The organism is Streptosporangium sp. NBC_01810, assembly GCF_035917355.1.
GTDB lineage: Bacteria > Actinomycetota > Actinomycetes > Streptosporangiales > Streptosporangiaceae > Streptosporangium.
The window spans coordinates 3,489,585-3,505,413 of record NZ_CP109070.1; the positions used below are offsets into that span (position 1 = coordinate 3,489,585).

The following is a 15,829-nucleotide window of genomic DNA, read 5'->3' on the forward strand; positions in this document are numbered from 1 at the left end:
GAATGAGCAGGGAGAACTCCCCGCCACAGGCCGACCAGGCCCAGGCGGGAGAGCTCACCACGACGGGCATCGCGCACGAGGGGGCGGTGGACATGGCCACCACGGCCACCGCCGCCTCGACCGCCGGCATCACCGAGGCCCTGATCGAGTCCAACCCGCTGCGCGACCCGCGCGACAAGCGCCTGCCGCGCGTGGCGGGGCCGTGCGTGCTGGTGCTGTTCGGCGTGACCGGCGACCTGGCACGTAAGAAGCTGCTGCCGGCGATCTACGACCTGGCGAACCGGGGGCTGCTGCCCCCGGGCTTCTCCCTGGTGGGTTTCGCCCGCCGTGACTGGGAGGACCAGGACTTCGCGCAGCTGGCCCACGACGCCGTCAAGGAACACGCGCGCACGCCGTTCCGCGAGGAGGTCTGGAAGCAGCTGTCGGAGGGCATCTTCTTCTGCCGCGGCGAGTTCACCGACGACGGCGCCTTCGACGCGCTGGCGATGATGCTCAAGGAGATCGACGAGACCCGGGGCACCGGCGGCAACTACGGCTTCTACCTGTCGGTGCCGCCGAAGTTCTTCCCCGTCGTGGTCCAGCAGCTGAAGCGGACCAACCTGGCGGACGGCCCCAAGGGTTCCTGGCGCCGGGTGGTGATCGAGAAGCCCTTCGGGCACGATCTGCGGAGCGCCCAGGAGCTCAACGCGATCACCAGCGCGGTCTTCCCGGAGAGCTCGGTGTTCCGCATAGACCACTACCTGGGCAAGGAGACCGTCCAGAACATCCTGGCGCTGCGGTTCGCCAACAACCTGTTCGAGCCGATCTGGAACCGGGGTTACGTCGACCACGTGCAGATCACGATGGCCGAGGACATCGGCATCGGCGGCCGGGCCGGCTACTACGACGGCATCGGCGCGGCGCGCGACGTGATCCAGAACCACCTGCTGCAGTTGCTGGCCCTGGTCGGCATGGAGGATCCGACGTCGTTCGGAGCCGACTCGCTGCGCAGGGAGAAGGAGAAGGTCCTCAAGGCGGTGCGGCTGCCTTCCGACCTGTCGCCGGCCACCGCGCGCGGCCGCTACGGGGCCGGCTGGCAGGGCGGCGAGCCGGTCATCGGCTACACGCAGGAGGAGGGCATCCCGCCCGACTCGATCACCGAGACCTACGCCGCCATCAAGCTGGAGATCGCCAACCGGCGCTGGGCGGGGGTGCCGTTCTACCTGCGCACCGGCAAAAGGCTCAGCCGCCGGGTCACCGAGGTGGCCGTGGTGTTCCAGCGCGCGCCGCACCTGCCGTTCAGCAAGGACGACACCGAGATCCTGGGGCAGAACGCCCTGGTCATCCGGGTGCAGCCGGACGAGGGCATCACGGTTCGGTTCGGCTCCAAGGTGCCGGGCACCGCGATGGAGGTCAGGGACGTCTCGATGGACTTCGCCTACGGCGAGTCGTTCATGGAGTCCTCTCCCGAGGCCTACGAGCGGCTGCTGCTTGACGTGCTGATCGGCGACCCGCCGCTCTTCCCGCACCAACGCGAGGTCGAGTTGTCCTGGAGGATCCTCGATCCGATCGAGGACTTCTGGAGCCGCCAGGGCCCGCCGGAGGAGTATCCCGCGGGCACCTGGGGGCCGGCCTCGGCCGACGAGATGATGGCCCGCGACGGGCGCGCCTGGAGGCGGCTGTAGATGACCAGCTTCATGCTCAGCGGCACGACCGCCTCGAAGATCTCCTCCCAGCTCACCCACCTGCGCCACCAGATGGGCACCCCGGCGGTCGGCATGGTGCTGACCCTGGTGGTGGTCTGTGGCGAGAGCGACCAGTACGACGCGCTCCGGGCGGCGACCGAGGCGGCCAGGGAGCATCCCTCCCGGATACTGGTCGTCATTCCTCGCGACCCGCACGAGCCCAACCGGCTCGACGCCGAGATCCGGTTCGGCGAGTCGACCCCGGGCGAGGTGATACTGCTCCGCCTGTACGGGGAGCTGACCAGGCACGCCGACTCGGTGGTCAGCCCGCTGCTGCTCACCGACACCCCGGTGGTCGCCTGGTGGCCCAGCGAGTGCCCCGAGGTCCCGGCCGCGGATCCGATCGGCATGCTGGCCCAGCGCCGCATCGTCGACGCGCGGTCCGCGCCCGACTCGGTCAAGGCGATCATCAGCCGGGCCCGCGGTTACGTGCCCGGCGACACCGACCTGGCCTGGACCCGGCTGACGACGTGGCGGAGCCTGCTGGCCGCCGCGTTCGACCAGCCGGTGGGCAAGGTCAAGCGGGGCACGGTGGAGGCCGCGGCCGGCCATGCCAGCGCCCTGCTGCTGGCGGCCTGGCTCGGGGATCGCCTCGGCGCGTCCATGAAGGTCTCCGACTCTCCCGGGCCGGGCCTGACCGCCGTCAAGCTGGTCTCGGGTGAGGGCGACATAGCCATCACCCGGGGCGACGGCCGTCAGGCCATGCTTGCGCGCCCCGGCCAGCCGGACCGCCGGGTCGCACTGACCCGGCGCCCGACGGCGGACCTGCTCGCCGAGGAACTGCGGCGGCTGGACCCCGACGAGATCTACGCGTCCGCGATCCAGCGGCTCGCCCGGACCCGCAAGTCTTGAGCCGTGAGCGCCCCGCGGCCTGCCGCGGGGCGCCTCCTTTCGAAAGAGAAGTTCCGTGAGCGTTCCCACTGTGATCATCCATCGCGACGCCGACGTGCTCGCCAAGGCCGTCGCCGCCCGGGTGATCATCCGCGCCATCGACGCCCAGTCCGCCAAGGGCTCGGCCCATCTGGTCCTGACCGGCGGCACCGTCGGCCTCGCCACCCTCGCCGAGATCGCCGCCTCCCCGGCCAGGGACGCCGTCGACTGGCGCAAGGTGGACATCTGGTGGGGCGACGAGCGTTTCCTGCCGACCGGCGACCCCGAGCGCAACGAGACCGGTGCCCGCAAGGCCTTGCTGGACCACGTGGACGTCGACCCCGAGCGGGTGCACGTGATGCGCGGCCCCGACTCGGGCATGACCGCCGAGGAGTCGGCCGACGCCTACGCCGAGGAGCTTCGCAGGGCCTCGCGCCCCGAGGACCACGGCCCGGCGCCGTCGTTCGACCTCATGATGCTCGGCATGGGCCCGGACGGCCATGTGGCCTCGCTCTTTCCCGGCATGCCCGCCCTGTACGACACCCGCCCGGTGGTGGCGGTGCACGGCTCGCCCAAGCCGCCGCCCACCCGCGTCTCGCTGACGATGCCGGTCATCCAGGGCGCCCGCGACGTGTGGGTGATCGCCGCCGGTGAGGAGAAGGCCGGAGCGGTGCGGCTGGCGCTGTCGGACTCGGGAACGATGCAGGTCCCCGCGGCCGGCGCCCGAGGTAGCCGGCGAACCCTCTTCCTGCTGGACCGGGCCGCCGCCTCCAAGATCCCCTCTTCGCTGGGCCGGATCTCCTCCCCCTGATCACTCGCGTGGCGGAATACCACCCCGGGCAGGTCAGGGGGCCGTTGCGGTGGGCTGGTCGGCGATGGTGGCGATCTCGTCGAGGAGTTTCTTCTTGCCCGCCTGGTCGAGGGAGGAGGCCTGCACGGCGTTGCGGGCCAGGGTGGTCAGCATCTGCCGGTCCAGGCCCAGGTGCTGGGCGGCGACGCGGTACTCGCCGCTCAGGGTGGTGTCGAACATGGGCGGGTCGTCGCTGTTGAGGGTGACGAACAGGCCCTCCTCGATCATGCGGGGCAGCGGGTGCTCCTCGATGCGGGCGACCTGGCCGGTGCAGACGTTGGAGGTGGGGCAGACCTCCAGCGGGATCTGTGTCTCGCGCAGGTGGGCGACCAGGCGGGGTCGTCCATGCAGGCGATGCCGTGGCCGATCCGCTCGGCGCCCAGGTGGTCGAGGACCTCCCAGCACGTCCGCCCCCGGCAGCCACATCCCCTTCACCCCGCGCGCCAAGAAGATGCTCGAACTGTCGCTGCGGGAGGCACTCGGCCTGCACCACGGCTACATCGGCACCGAGCACATCCTGCTCGGTCTGATCCGCGAGGGCGAGGGACTGGCCGCCCGGGTGCTGACCGGGCGGGGGGCGCCTGGAGACCGTAACGGCGCCGGGATCTCGGCAAGACGGCCCGCGCCCGCCCTCGTGAGAGGGCACAGGGGTGAGCCCTCCCCGCTTCGGGATCCCTGAGCGATCTCGAAACGGGGAGGCCGGGTGACGGGTTCAACTCGGGGATGGTGACGGGTTCAACTCGGGGATGCCGTCGCCACCACTCCCACGGCCACCCTGGCTTCCAGCACGCCGGGGTCCTCGGTGCGGCTCAGGGTCGCGCCCAGCGAGACCAGGAGCCTGCGCATGCGCACGTTGTCGGCGAACAGGGTGGCTCTGACCTCGGCGAAGCCCAGGTCCCGGGCCTGGCCGACGAGCATCTGGGCCAGTGACATGCCCAGCCCCCTGCCCTGCCAGCGATCCTCGACCAGGAAGGCCATCTCGGCGATGCCGGGGTCGGGGGTGAACAACAGGTTGGCGAGGCCGACGACCTGGCCGTCGTGCCCGGCGACGATGGAGTACCCCTTCGTGCGGTCACAGAGCCGGTCGAAGACCTTCGGCGGCAGCACGGGCATCGCGGTGAAGTAGCGGAACCTGCGGGCCTCGGGCGAGCAGCGGTCGTGCAGGTCGCGTACGGCCACGCGGTAGAGCCGGGTGAGCGGGCGGATCTGGACCTCGACGCCGTTGGAGAGCGTGATGTCGCGGTCGGTTCCCGACTGCTCGGCGGGGGGCTGCGCCAGCCGCACGAAGGAGGCCGCGCGGGCGGCCTCGGTCAGGGTGAAGGGCAGTTCGGCCCGGCGCACCCTGATCGCGCGGCGCGGGGCCACGGGCACGGTGAGCAACGTGGGGTCCGGAAGGTCGCTCATCTCGGCACCGTAGACCCAGCGGGAGTCGTCGGCGCGCAACAGCTCCCCGAGCAGCTCGGGCAGGCGCCAGGGGGTCGTGCGCAGCCGGGAGGCGAGCAGGAGCACTCGGGTGGGCTCGTCCGTCAGCTCGTGCGCGGTGGCGGGGACGACCAGGACCTCGCGTCCACCGGCCGCCTCCAGCGCCTCGCGCACCGCCTCGGCGCCGGCGGGGATGTCCGTGACGAACTCGTCGACCGTGCCGTCCGCGTCGGTCTGGACGCTCAGGCCCAGGATGTTGCCGCCCTTGGCGGCGAGCGCGGCGGTCAGCGAGGCGAGACGCCCCGGCCGCTCGTCAACGGTTGTACGGATCCTCAGAAACCCCATCAGAAAGCCCCTTCTGTTGGGGGATAGCCTTACCTGACCCTGTTACGGGACTGCTACACATGAGTGAGCCCACCGTTACATCTGGGCGTATCGCTCATTACGTGGCAAGACAGCTTTTCTGCAACGGTTTCCGTTGACAGGCGTACCTCAATAGACGGATATAGCAGGATATGAGGCCATGAGCACGCGCATTCCCCTGGCTGGGGATTTCGTCAACGGAGACGTCTCCTTCTGGTATCGCTCCCTCGGCATCCCCACGGCCGGCACTCCCCTCGGCGGCGATCTCGACGCCGACGTGGCCATCGTCGGCGCCGGTTACACCGGTCTGTGGACCGCCTACTACCTGAAGAAGGCCAGCCCCACCCTGCGGATCGTGGTGCTGGAGAAGGAGTTCGCCGGCTACGGCGCCTCGGGGCGCAACGGCGGCTGGCTGGTCGGCGAGCTGGCGGGCACCCCCGAGCGCTACGCCAGGACGCACGGCGCGGACGCGGCCAAGCGGCTGCAGCGGGTGATGTTCGAGGCGATCGACGAGGTCATCACGGTCGCCAAGGACGAGAACATCGACGCCGACATCGTCAAGGGCGGCGTCACCACGGTCGCCACCAACGCCGCCCAGGACCTGCGGCTGCACCGGTTGCTCGCCCACGAGCGCCACTGGGGCTGGACCGAGGATGACGTGCGGCTGCTCGACCCGGCGGAGCGGGAGGAGCGCCTGCGGGTGGACGGCGCGGTCAGCGCGATCTGGAGCCCGCACTGCGCCAGGATCCAGCCCGCCAAGCTGGCCCGCGGCCTGGCCCAGACCGTGCGGGACCTCGGCGTGGAGATCTTCGAACGCACCCCGGTAACCGAGATCGCCCCGCGCGAGGCCCGCACGCCGTACGGCACGGTCCGCGCCGACTACGTCATCCGCGCCACCGAGGGGTTCACCGCCGAGCTGAAGCAGTACCACCGCGCCTGGCTGCCGATGAACAGCTCGATGATCGTCACCGAGCCGCTGGGCGGGCTGTGGAACGAGATCGGCTGGGAGGGCCACGAGTTGCTCGGCGACATGGCGCACTACTACATGTACGCCCAGCGCACCGCCGACGGCCGGATCGCGTTCGGCGGGCGCGGCAAGCCCTACCTGTACGGCTCCCGGGTGGACGACCGGGGCCACACCCACGAGTGGACCATCGAGGCGCTCTGGGAGTTGCTGACCGGGATGTTCCCCGCGGTCAAGGCCTCGAAGGTGGCGCACGCCTGGTCCGGTGTGCTCGGCGTGCCGCGCGACTGGTGCGCCACCGTGCACGTCGACCACGCCACCGGCATCGGCTGGGCGGGCGGCTACACCGGCCACGGGGTTACCACGACCAACCTCGCCGGCCGTACCCTGCGCGACCTGATCCTGCGCGAGGAGAGCGAGCTCGCCTCCCTGCCCTGGGTGGACCGCAAGGTGCGAGGCTGGGAGGTGGAACCGCTGCGGTGGATCGGCGTGCACACCATGTACGACCTCTACCGGCGGGCCGACGCCAGGGAGAAGGCCGGGCTCGGCCGCACCTCGGTGCTGGCCCGCGTCGCCGACTCCATCACCGGACGCTGAGCGCCGGGAAGACGCCCCGGACGGCGGTAGGTGTCGATGGACGGGCGGTGAACGCCGGCGAGTGTCGGCGGACGTCTCCCGGGCCTCGGCCGACGCCCGGAGAAACTCACGCTGGACCTCGGCCGGTCGAGCGTGCAATGTAGGTGATCAAGCGGCATCCCGGGGGCTCCAGCTGCCTCCGGGCCACCGACGACAGGAATGGTGCAACAGTGAGCGACCTGCTCTTCCGGGGCGGCCGGGTCTTCCTCGCCGCCGACGCCTTCGCCGAGGCGGTGCTGGTCCGTGACGGCCGGATCGCCGCCGTCGGCGCGGAGTCCGACGTCGCAGGCCTGGCCGCCCCCGGCCACGAGATCGTCGACCTGGACGGGCGCCTGCTGACCCCCGGGTTCACCGACGCGCACATCCACCCGGTGCAGGCGGGCCTGGAGCGGGCCAGGTGCGACCTGTCCGAGGTCTACGGCCTGCCGGAGTACGTGGAGAAGATCGCCGCCTACGCGGACTCCCACCCCGGCCACGAGTGGATCGACGGCGGAGGCTGGGACATGTCCGCCTTCCCCGGCGGCCTCCCGCACCGTTCCCAGCTCGACTTCGTCGACCGCCCGGTCTACCTGATCCAGCGCGACCACCACGCCGCCTGGGTGAACAGCCGGGCGCTGGAGCTGGCCGGGATCACCCGCGACACCTCCGACCCCGCCGACGGCAGGATCGAGCGCGACGCCGACGGCACGCCGAGCGGCGTGCTGCACGAGGGCGCGATGGACCTGGTCGGCCTGCTCACCCCCCGCCCCAGCGCCCGGGACATGCACGAGGCGCTGCTGGCTGCCCAGGAACACCTGTTCTCCCTCGGCGTCACCGGCTGGCAGGACGCCATCGTCGGCTCCTACGCGGGCTACGACGACCAGCTGTCCACGTACGTCTCGGCGGCGGCCTCAGGCGCGCTGCGGGCCCGCGTCGTGGGCGCGCTCTGGTGGGACCGGGCGCGCGGCGCCGAGCAGATCCCCGAGCTGCTGGAGCGGCGCGAGTCGGCCACGGGACTGGAGCGGTTCCACGCCACCTCGGTGAAGATCATGCAGGACGGCATCGCCGAGAACTTCACCGCCGCGGTGATCGAGCCCTACTGCCGCTGCGGCGGCACCGGCCTGTCGTACGTCGACCCCACGCTGCTGAGGGAGTACGTCGCCGAGCTGGACCGGCACGGCTTCCAGGTGCACTTCCACGCCATCGGTGAGCGGGCGGTCCGCGAGGCGCTGGACAGCTTCGAGGGGACCGACCCGGCCAACCGGCACCACATCGCGCACCTGCAGATCGTCGAGCCGTCCGACGTGCCGCGCTTCGCGAAGCTCGGCGTGACCGCCAACCTGCAGCCGCTCTGGGCCACCCATCACGCCCAGATGGACGAGCTGACCCTGCCGTTCCTGGGCGAGAAGCGCTCCGGCTGGCAGTACCCGTTCGCCGACCTGCTGCGGGCCGGCACCCACTTCTGCGCGGGCAGCGACTGGCCGGTCTCCGGCGCCGACCCGATCCAGGGCCTGCACGTGGCGGTCAACCGCACCGAGCCGCCCGGCTCGGTGCACGCGGGCTACCCGACGGCGCAGACCCCGTTCCTGCCCGGCCAGAGCCTGGATCTGGCCACCGCGCTGACCGCCTACACCGCCGGCTCGGCCTGGATCAACCACGACGACGACGCCGGCACCATCGTCCCCGGCAACCGCGCCGACCTGGTCGTCCTGGACCGCGACCCGTTCACCGAGCCGCGATCCGAGATCTGGCGGACGAGGGTCGCGATGACCTTCGTCGGCGGCGAGCAGGTCTACCGGCGCTGACCTGGGACGACACGGGCCAGTCCGGTACGGCGGAGGCGATCCGGTTGGTCAACCGCCATCCTGTTCCCTTCGCCGTGGCATGTCACCTGGAAGCGCCCCGTATCAGGCGTTCGACATCACGCCAGAACTTGTCGAAGGAGGGTGCGTTCTTGCGTGCCTGAGCCATGTCGAACTGCGTGGTCAGGGCCGCCTGATCAACCGTGGGGCGGTAGGAGGTGCCGTCGATCTTCCGTGTCGAGAGCCATCCCTTCGCATCGCGGGGTCCTTCGGGATCGGTGGGCGCTTCGAGAGGGTCCGCCAGCCCTCTGTGGCCCGCGAGCGAGGAGGCTGCGGCGAGGAACCACGCCTCGAACTCCCGATTGGCAAGAACCATCGAGATCTCTCTGTCCCCACGGGCCTGCCGCGCCCGCTCCAGGAGTGCCGGCCCGGTCGTGGCAGGACAGTCGTCATCCGCGTCGATCAGCAGCAGAATCCCACCGAGACCGTCGACCCGGTAGGAAGCCTGAAGAACTGCCTTCTCGACACCCCCGGGGGCGACCAGTTTGGATCGTGGGACGCGGAGTGGGGCAGGAATCCGTATGTTCCAGACCGAGAGATCATGCGCGATCCTGCGGAGCAAAATCGGGAGTGCGGCGACCTCGCCCTCCCCTTCCACGACAGTGGCAATGGAGATCGCTCCGGTCATTCCGTCTCCTTGGGCCGGAGCTGGCTGCTCCGCATCAGCTCACCGAGCGTGGCGTGCCCGTCATCGATGATGCGGCGGCTCACTTCGTCGATCTCACTGATCGTGGTAAGCCCATCCGCCATCGTCACGACACGCACGGACGCCGGATCGAAGTCATCGCGGTCAAGCAGGTCCGCGCTCTGCGTGGTGACCACCAGCTGAACACGTTCGCTCGCCTCGCTGAGTGCGTCGAAGAGCGCACCCGCGGCTGCGGGGTGCAGCGACGTCTCCGGTTCTTCGATGCCGATCAGACTTACGTCACCGCCCAGTACGGCAGGCTGGAACAGCGCCGTCAGCAGCCCCGCCGCACGCAGGGTTCCCTCGGACATCGCCTCCGGCCCGAAGGCCAACTCTTGATCTCCATGACGCGTACGTAATTCGACGGTCGAGTAGGTGTCCAGAACCCGCTCGTCGACGCCGACGGCTCCGGGAACGATGGCGCACATGTAGTCGTCGATCCGTTTCTTGAACACCGGATACCGGTGTGCGAGGGTCCCGAGCACCGATCCCAGTCGCCCTCCGGCATCGTCCAGCGCAGTCCCGGCGAACCGGGGCTGGACCCGTCGCATGAGTCCCACATCCAGGTGGTAGAAGAGCATGCTCCGCAGCCTGCGGTAGACCTCGCTGAAAATGCCCTGGGTGGCGGCCAGCGGCAGGTAGAGCCGGTCCGGCTCGATACCGCCATCACCTGTCTGGTTGAAAAGGCCATGGGTCATGAAAAAACTGGCTTCTTCAAAACTCGACCGCGGCTGGGTACCGCGGACCGTGCACTGTTCCCCGACCACCAGAAGTGAACGGCGACCGGTGGGGTCCCGGTTTATGGTGAAGCCGTACGTGACCGACAGTGGCTCTTCATCCGCCTGGATCACGAACTCCAGAAAGATGCCGAATGCCTCCGTATCCCTCTGAACCCGTCGGCTCACCTCATCCAGGCCACCGCGTTTCATCACCGCGTCGGTAGGTGTCGTCTCCAACGCGTCCACCACGAACCTGAGCGCGTCGAGGAAGTTGCTTTTCCCTGCGGCGTTGGGGCCGAGCAGAACCAGAAGAGGCGTGAAGCTGACGTCACATGACGCGATACTTCGGTAGTTTTTCACCCTCACGCGCCGCAGAAACGGTATGGCCTGCCCCATCGCACTCCCCGCCATGTCGATCTGTTCGGTGACGGCAGTCCTCATCAGCGTCTGCCTGCGTTCCGCCGGGAAAACGGCCTCACCACGATAGCGGTTCAGCCTGGCCGGAGAGCTGCCTCCAGACGAGCCCCGTTTCCCCCGGCTTCGGTCGACTTCGGTCCGGCAGTCGGCCAGGAGACGAGTTCGCTGTCCAGGCAGGCGCGAAACTCCCGGACATGAATGCTGATGGTCAGAGAGCTTCCAGATGCGTCCGATCGCGCCACCGGGTTGCTCGGTGGCACTCATGTCTCACCGCGTGCTCATGCCAGGACCGGCTACCTGACACAGCTATCGCAAGTCGACAGGCTGACGCTGATCAAGGCGGGTGTGCACAACGTATGCCCCCCGGCGTCAGGTTCGCCATTTTGGCGGAGGTGAGTTCGGCCAGTGACGCGAGACTTCACCCAAGGGTCGCGACCATAACCACCGACATTTCCTAAAAAGATGCCCCGATTGCCTCGGAGCCCCTCTGCTGTCCAGCGGTCGATCAGGAGACGAGTTCACTGTCCAGGTAGGCACGGAACTCCCTGACCTGGATGGTGTCGTATGGCTCAAGGCGGCCGGAGAACTTCCGGATGCGTTCGACGGAGCGGGCCGACGTCAGTGATTTGGCCATCGGGATCGCGGCCCTCGCCGAGTCGACCGCCTGTTCCACCTCACCCATGGCGAGGTATGCCTCAGCCGCGCTCATCCGGTTGAGCTGGGCCGACCGAGGGCGGTTTTCCGTGAACTCACGTACCGCGAACTCCGCGCAGTCGGCCGCCCGCCGGTAGTCGCCGAGCAGCTTCCAGCACCTGCTCATCCTCGCGGTCAGCTCGGACTCGTCGTTCCAGGCGACCCAGGCCGGGTCACGGTCGGTGGCTCCCTGGGCGTACGCCCGCTCGGCCTCGGTGAGCAGCCGCTCGACCTGCTTGGCGCTGTGCGCGTCACCGGTCTCGGCCGGTCTCGTCTGCATGGCCATCGCCCGCGCCTCACCGATCAGCAGCATCGCCATGACTCGGGGAGGTGCCTGTGCCCGACGGGCCGTGTCCACGGCGGCGCGGGCGAGCCAGACCGCCTGGGCACCCTGCTCCAGGTGAACCGCCTGATGGGTCATGGTCGCCAGCACCCAGGCACCCGTCAACGAGTCGTCACCGATCTTCGCCAGCTTGAGCGCCTGGCCGAGGTAGTGCTGGGCCTGGCCGTGATGGTTCAGATCGAAGGCGGTCCAGCCTGCCATCTGGGTCATCGCCGCAGCCGCCGTCATCAGCTCGGCACCGACCTTGTCGTCATAGCGGCCCCGCAGTAACGGCGCGACAGCGGTGTTCAGATAGTCCACCACCGCCGGACGCACCAATCCGGCGCCGAACTGGCGGTCCATCTGCCCGAACGCCTGCCGTGCCTCGGCGATCCGCCGAACGTCGGAGAGCCCGACAACCGGCCCCGACCCCTGATACGCCGCCGATGCCTCCGGAGTGCCATAACTCCACGCCGACAGCCAGCTGCCAAAGGCCGCAGGTACGAACGGCAGCGCGGCCAGCACATGACGCCGCTCCGGATCCACGTCGCACCTCCACAGTCGGTCTGCCGTCTTGACCGTAGTTCCGAGTGAGAAGTCGCTGAAGTCCGGAATCAGCCAGGCTTCCGTATCGACCGGGACGGTGCCCTCGATCCACCGCTCGACCTCGACCGGGTCCACCCCGAACACCTCGGCCATTCGCGCCCGGTAGACAGGCCGGATCTCCTGGCGTCCCCGCTCCCACCGGCTCCATGTCGTCGCCGACACCCACAGCGCCGCCGCGATCTCGTCCTGGCTCATGCCCATCCGCCGGCGAGCCCGCACCAGTTCGGGACGTCCCTCACCACCCACGACGACCTCCATCACCCAGAGCGACGAATCATCAACCCATTGTCGACGAATGCGGCTCGCGCGGCTCGCCCGCCGACGGAAACGACCAGGAAACGACCAGCCGACAGGACGATCCGAACGGCGCGCGGCGGCGGCGACCCTCCCGCGCACCCCGCACGGCGCGTCGCAACGCCCGCGCCCGAACCTGGCCACCGCCCATCCCGTGGCGTTTCCTGCTGGAACAGTCACCGAAAGTTATGGAGTGCGCACATGCGGCCAACCTTCCACGGCGCGGCGGACCCGTCCGGCGTCCCGGGCGTCCCCCGCGAGGGGATCACCGTCACCAGTGTGGGAGCCCCGGAGGAGGCCCTCGGCGAGGTCGGCATGCTGGTGGCCGTCCTGTACCCGGGCTCGGCCTCCCGCCGGGCCCGCGCCATCGTGCGCGAGGTGCTGCTGGCCGAGGGCCTGCCCGGCGACGACGTCACCGACACCGAGGCGATCGCGGCCGAGCTGGCCGCCAACTGCGAGCGGCACGCCTGTCCACCGTACGAGATCCGCGTCTTCAGCCTGGCGGGCGTCCCCGCGTGGTGCGAGCTCGTCGACGGCGACCCCGACCTGGGGTGGATCCCCGCGATCCTCGACCACTCCCGTCCGCAGACCGCACCGGACCCGCTCGCGGAGAGCGGCCGTGGCCTGCTGCTGGTCCGGGAGCTCTCCCGGGGGTACTGCCGCGCCTACCCCACGACGACCTTCACCGGCGACGCCCCGGCCAAGGCGGTCGCCTTCGCCCTCCCCACCCGCTGGGGCACCCGCCTGACCTGCCCGCCGCTGTTGCACCTTGGCCGCCGCTCGGCCCGTCTCCACCGGGAACCGTGACATCCCCGAACGCCCCGCCACGATCCGCCGCGCCCTGTCGCTCCTGAAGCCGTACGCCTTCGGCCGCGTCTACGGCGGCTGGTGGAGGCGGGTCGCGCACACCGACGGCGCCGAGGCCGTCCGCCGCTGAACGCCCGCCCCGGAGACGGGTTCAGGTCCGTCCTTCCTCCACTCGGGCCACCTTCCGCTGGAAGCGTGAGGCCGACCAGAGGAGGGACGGACCTACGGGCGGCACTCCCGATCCGATGATCGGGAGTGCCGCCCGCCAGGCGGGACGATCAGCCGCGCAGGCCCTTCAGGCAGCCGTAGACGGCCACGGCCAGTACCGCCTCAGGATCCGTCAGGTCTCCGCCGAACTTGTTCCAGACCTCGGTCACGGCGCCGGTGGCGCACTTGCCCGCCTTCCACCACGCCCACTCACCGGCGGCCTTGGCCGCGTCGACGATCTGGCGCCAGAACCTCTTGACGAACGCCAGGACCGCGCTCCAGGAGCGGGGGGCGTCCTGGAACTCCTCATCGGGGAAGCGATACTCGTCCTCCGGGTCGCTGCTCACCAGCGACACCGCCATGGAGTAGACGGTCTCCTCCGAGACGCCCGCGGCCTGTGCCACGGCGGTGAGCTCCCGGGAGAACGAGGCCGCGTCGGCGGTGGCGGGAGCGGCGGTGAGCATCACCGCCGCCGCGATCACCGCCGCCACGATCCCGGTTACACGTTTGAACATGAAGTGCCCTTCCTGTCGGGTGAAGATCAGCCGGGCGCGTCGCCCCGCCGTCACCACACACCGTGCCGCCGGCCACTCACTCACCGGTCACCCGACAGTCACTCAGTGTCATGCTTGGCACTCCCCGGGACCCGTCGCACCACGCATTCGAGGGGTGCCACTCTGGCGACCTCGCGTAATCAACTGTCGCCTATTCGGCTGTGGTTGAGCTCGTGGTCGTCACGGAGAGTGGTCGTCGCCCGGGTCGGTGCGGCTCGGCCCGGGGGCGGCCGCTGCGCGGTGGTGAGCCGGGTGGTGAGGAAGTCTTCCAGCGCGTCGGGTCGGGTGAGCGCGGCCGCGGCGAGCGCCGGGTCGGTGAGGGCGGCGGTGTAGTAGGCGGTCCAGGCCAGCGAGCCCAGCCGGCTCTGTTCGTCGGAGGGCAGGATCGCGCCGAGGACGGCTTCGGAGACACTTCGTGTGGACAGCCCGCTCGTGCTCCTCGGCCGCCAATAATTGCCGCGCCGGGCGAGCTCTTCCCCCAGGTGCGGTTACTCCGATTCTGTGCGGGGACGCCAGGTTCCGTCGAGCGAGATGCCGGCGGCGGTCGCGATCCGGTTGCGCGATTCCAGCAACCTGGTCTGCAATGCCGGCAGGTCCACGCCCACCAGCTGCCCGTCGCGCTTGACCACGCGGCCGGCCACCAGAACCGTGTCGACCAGGCCGGGATGGCCGGCGGCGACGATGGTGCCGGCGGGGTCGGTGACCGGGAACACGGTGGGGTCGTCGGCGCGCAGCAGGATGATGTCGGCGTCCTTGCCGGGGGTGAGGCTGCCCGTTCGGGCGGCGAGTCCGCACGCCCGGGCGCCGTTGACGGTGGCGAACTTCAGCAGGTCCCGGGAGTTCAGGCCGCCGTCGAGGCCGCGCTGCACGGCGTAGGCGGTGCGCATGGTGGCGAACATGTCGCCGCCGGCCGAAGGGCAGTCGTCGATGGACAACGTCGGGTGCAGGCCGGCCGCCAGCATGCGTCCGGTCATCGGCCAGCCGAAGCCCATCTTCAGCTCGACGTCCGGGCTGATCGACACCGAACTGCCGGCGTCGGCGAGCATCCGCAGTTCGTCGTCGCTGATCCCGTTGGCGTGCACGAAGGTCGTGGTGTCGAAAAGCAGACCGTGCTCGTGGAGCTCGGCGATCGGGCGGCCGCCCGTCAGGCCGTCGACGTGCACACTGGTCCGCAGTCCGAGATCGGCTGCCAGCTTCAGGTCTGCGGCGACCACGTCCATGGTGACATCACCCGGACCGCGCAGCCCCAAGGCCATGGTGACCAGGCCGTCCTCCGGAACGTCGGACCGGACGCGGCGGACCTCGGCGTCGATCTGGTCATCGGTGCGGTACCCCGCGCCGTAGCAGAAGATCGACCGTCCTGGCACGGCTCGCAGGCCGGCGAGGGCGGCGTCCGCGTGTTCGGGGCTCTGCGCGGCGTGGAACCAGTCCAGCATCGTTGTCACGCCGGAGTACAGCGCCTCCAGCCGGCCCATCAGGTTGCCCAGATAGACGTCCTCAGGCCGGTAATGGGGCTTCAACGTGCCGTGCACCGCCACCACGTAGTCGGCGAACGTCCAGTCCGCGCCGACACCGCGGAACGCGGTCTGCCAGGTGTGCCGGTGGGTGTCGACGAAGCCGGGCAGCACGATCCGGTCGGTCGCGTCGATCACCGCCGCGTCCGGCGCGTCGATCCGCTCGGCCACCTTGACGATCACGCCGTCTTCGATCAGCACGTCGCCGCGGTCGAAGTCGCCGACGGCCGCGTTCATGCTGACCACGGTGCCGCCGGTAATCAGGGTCCTCATTGGATACGTGCCTCCACGAACGTCTTCGGATTGTCCAACATCAGGTTGTGGCGGGAGCCCGGTGCCGC

14 protein-coding genes and 1 pseudogene are annotated in these 15,829 nt (G+C 69.9%); 8 read left to right on the forward strand and 7 right to left on the reverse strand.

Features of this window, described 5'->3' with window-relative positions; genetic code table 11:
- Window positions 1–92 precede the first annotated feature (92 nt).
- Genes zwf through pgl form a run of 3 tightly spaced genes read left to right on the forward strand, consistent with a single transcriptional unit; the run spans window position 93 to window position 3,405 of the window.
- The gene (gene zwf / locus OIE13_RS15700) at window positions 93–1,664 is read left to right on the forward strand and encodes a glucose-6-phosphate dehydrogenase (protein ID WP_326647053.1); all 1,572 of its coding nucleotides are present in this window, start codon (window positions 93–95) and stop codon (window positions 1,662–1,664) included.
- The gene (locus OIE13_RS15705; protein ID WP_326830167.1) at window positions 1,665–2,576 is read left to right on the forward strand and encodes a glucose-6-phosphate dehydrogenase assembly protein OpcA; all 912 of its coding nucleotides are present in this window, start codon (window positions 1,665–1,667) and stop codon (window positions 2,574–2,576) included. It abuts the gene before it with no gap.
- A gap of 55 nt (window positions 2,577–2,631) precedes the next feature.
- A complete protein-coding gene (gene pgl, locus OIE13_RS15710; protein WP_326639002.1) occupies window positions 2,632–3,405 on the forward strand; it encodes a 6-phosphogluconolactonase in 774 nt (257 codons plus the stop codon).
- Window positions 3,406–3,438: 33 nt separating this feature from the next.
- On the opposite strand, the gene OIE13_RS15715 is transcribed toward pgl, so the two are convergent.
- Window positions 3,439–3,870, reverse strand: a complete 432-nt coding sequence (locus OIE13_RS15715; protein WP_326830168.1) for a hypothetical protein — start codon at window positions 3,868–3,870, stop codon at window positions 3,439–3,441.
- Between OIE13_RS15715 and OIE13_RS15720 the strand changes: the two are divergent.
- Window positions 3,869–4,099: pseudogene (locus OIE13_RS15720) on the forward strand (Clp protease N-terminal domain-containing protein); the annotation flags it as partial. The gene OIE13_RS15715 and the pseudogene OIE13_RS15720 sit on opposite strands and share 2 nt — an antisense overlap.
- An 80-nt stretch (window positions 4,100–4,179) precedes the next feature.
- Here OIE13_RS15720 and OIE13_RS15725 read toward each other — a convergent pair.
- Entirely contained in the window at window positions 4,180–5,211 is a 1,032-nt protein-coding gene (locus tag OIE13_RS15725) for a GNAT family N-acetyltransferase (RefSeq protein WP_326638998.1), read from the reverse strand.
- Between the two features lie 178 nt (window positions 5,212–5,389).
- Here OIE13_RS15725 and OIE13_RS15730 point away from each other — a divergent pair, with 178 nt between their 5' ends.
- Window positions 5,390–6,790, forward strand: a complete 1,401-nt coding sequence (locus tag OIE13_RS15730; RefSeq protein WP_326638996.1) for an NAD(P)/FAD-dependent oxidoreductase — start codon at window positions 5,390–5,392, stop codon at window positions 6,788–6,790.
- Between the two features lie 209 nt (window positions 6,791–6,999).
- Window positions 7,000–8,613 (forward strand): amidohydrolase, encoded by a 1,614-nt coding sequence (locus OIE13_RS15735; RefSeq protein WP_326638995.1) that lies wholly within the window; start codon window positions 7,000–7,002, stop codon window positions 8,611–8,613.
- An 82-nt stretch (window positions 8,614–8,695) separates the two neighbouring features.
- Here OIE13_RS15735 and OIE13_RS15740 read toward each other — a convergent pair whose 3' ends face one another.
- The 3 genes from OIE13_RS15740 to OIE13_RS15750 form a co-directional block, all read right to left on the reverse strand.
- Window positions 8,696–9,298, reverse strand: a complete 603-nt coding sequence (locus tag OIE13_RS15740; protein ID WP_326638994.1) for a DUF4276 family protein — start codon at window positions 9,296–9,298, stop codon at window positions 8,696–8,698.
- Window positions 9,295–10,515: an AAA family ATPase gene (locus OIE13_RS15745; protein ID WP_326638993.1), complete on the reverse strand. Its 1,221-nt coding sequence runs from the start codon at window positions 10,513–10,515 to the stop codon at window positions 9,295–9,297. Before OIE13_RS15745 ends, OIE13_RS15740 begins: the two co-directional genes overlap by 4 nt.
- Before the next feature lie 481 nt (window positions 10,516–10,996).
- Entirely contained in the window at window positions 10,997–12,358 is a 1,362-nt protein-coding gene (locus OIE13_RS15750) for a helix-turn-helix domain-containing protein (RefSeq protein WP_326638991.1), read from the reverse strand.
- A 249-nt stretch (window positions 12,359–12,607) separates the two neighbouring features.
- Here OIE13_RS15750 and OIE13_RS15755 point away from each other — a divergent pair, with 249 nt between their 5' ends.
- Both OIE13_RS15755 and OIE13_RS15760 read left to right on the forward strand, forming a co-directional pair.
- A complete protein-coding gene (locus OIE13_RS15755) occupies window positions 12,608–13,213 on the forward strand; it encodes an ATP-binding protein (RefSeq protein WP_326830169.1) in 606 nt (201 codons plus the stop codon).
- Window positions 13,176–13,343, forward strand: coding sequence for a hypothetical protein (locus OIE13_RS15760; RefSeq protein ID WP_326830170.1), 168 nt, complete (start codon window positions 13,176–13,178; stop codon window positions 13,341–13,343). The genes OIE13_RS15755 and OIE13_RS15760 overlap by 38 nt, the downstream gene beginning before the upstream one ends.
- Before the next feature lie 148 nt (window positions 13,344–13,491).
- Here OIE13_RS15760 and OIE13_RS15765 read toward each other — a convergent pair whose 3' ends face one another.
- On the reverse strand, window positions 13,492–13,935 hold the full coding sequence (locus OIE13_RS15765) for a hypothetical protein (RefSeq protein ID WP_326638987.1): 444 nt from the start codon (window positions 13,933–13,935) through the stop codon (window positions 13,492–13,494).
- A gap of 527 nt (window positions 13,936–14,462) precedes the next feature.
- Complete coding sequence (locus OIE13_RS15770) at window positions 14,463–15,761, reverse strand: amidohydrolase family protein (RefSeq protein WP_326638986.1); 1,299 nt, start codon at window positions 15,759–15,761, stop codon at window positions 14,463–14,465.
- Window positions 15,762–15,829: the final 68 nt, after the last annotated feature.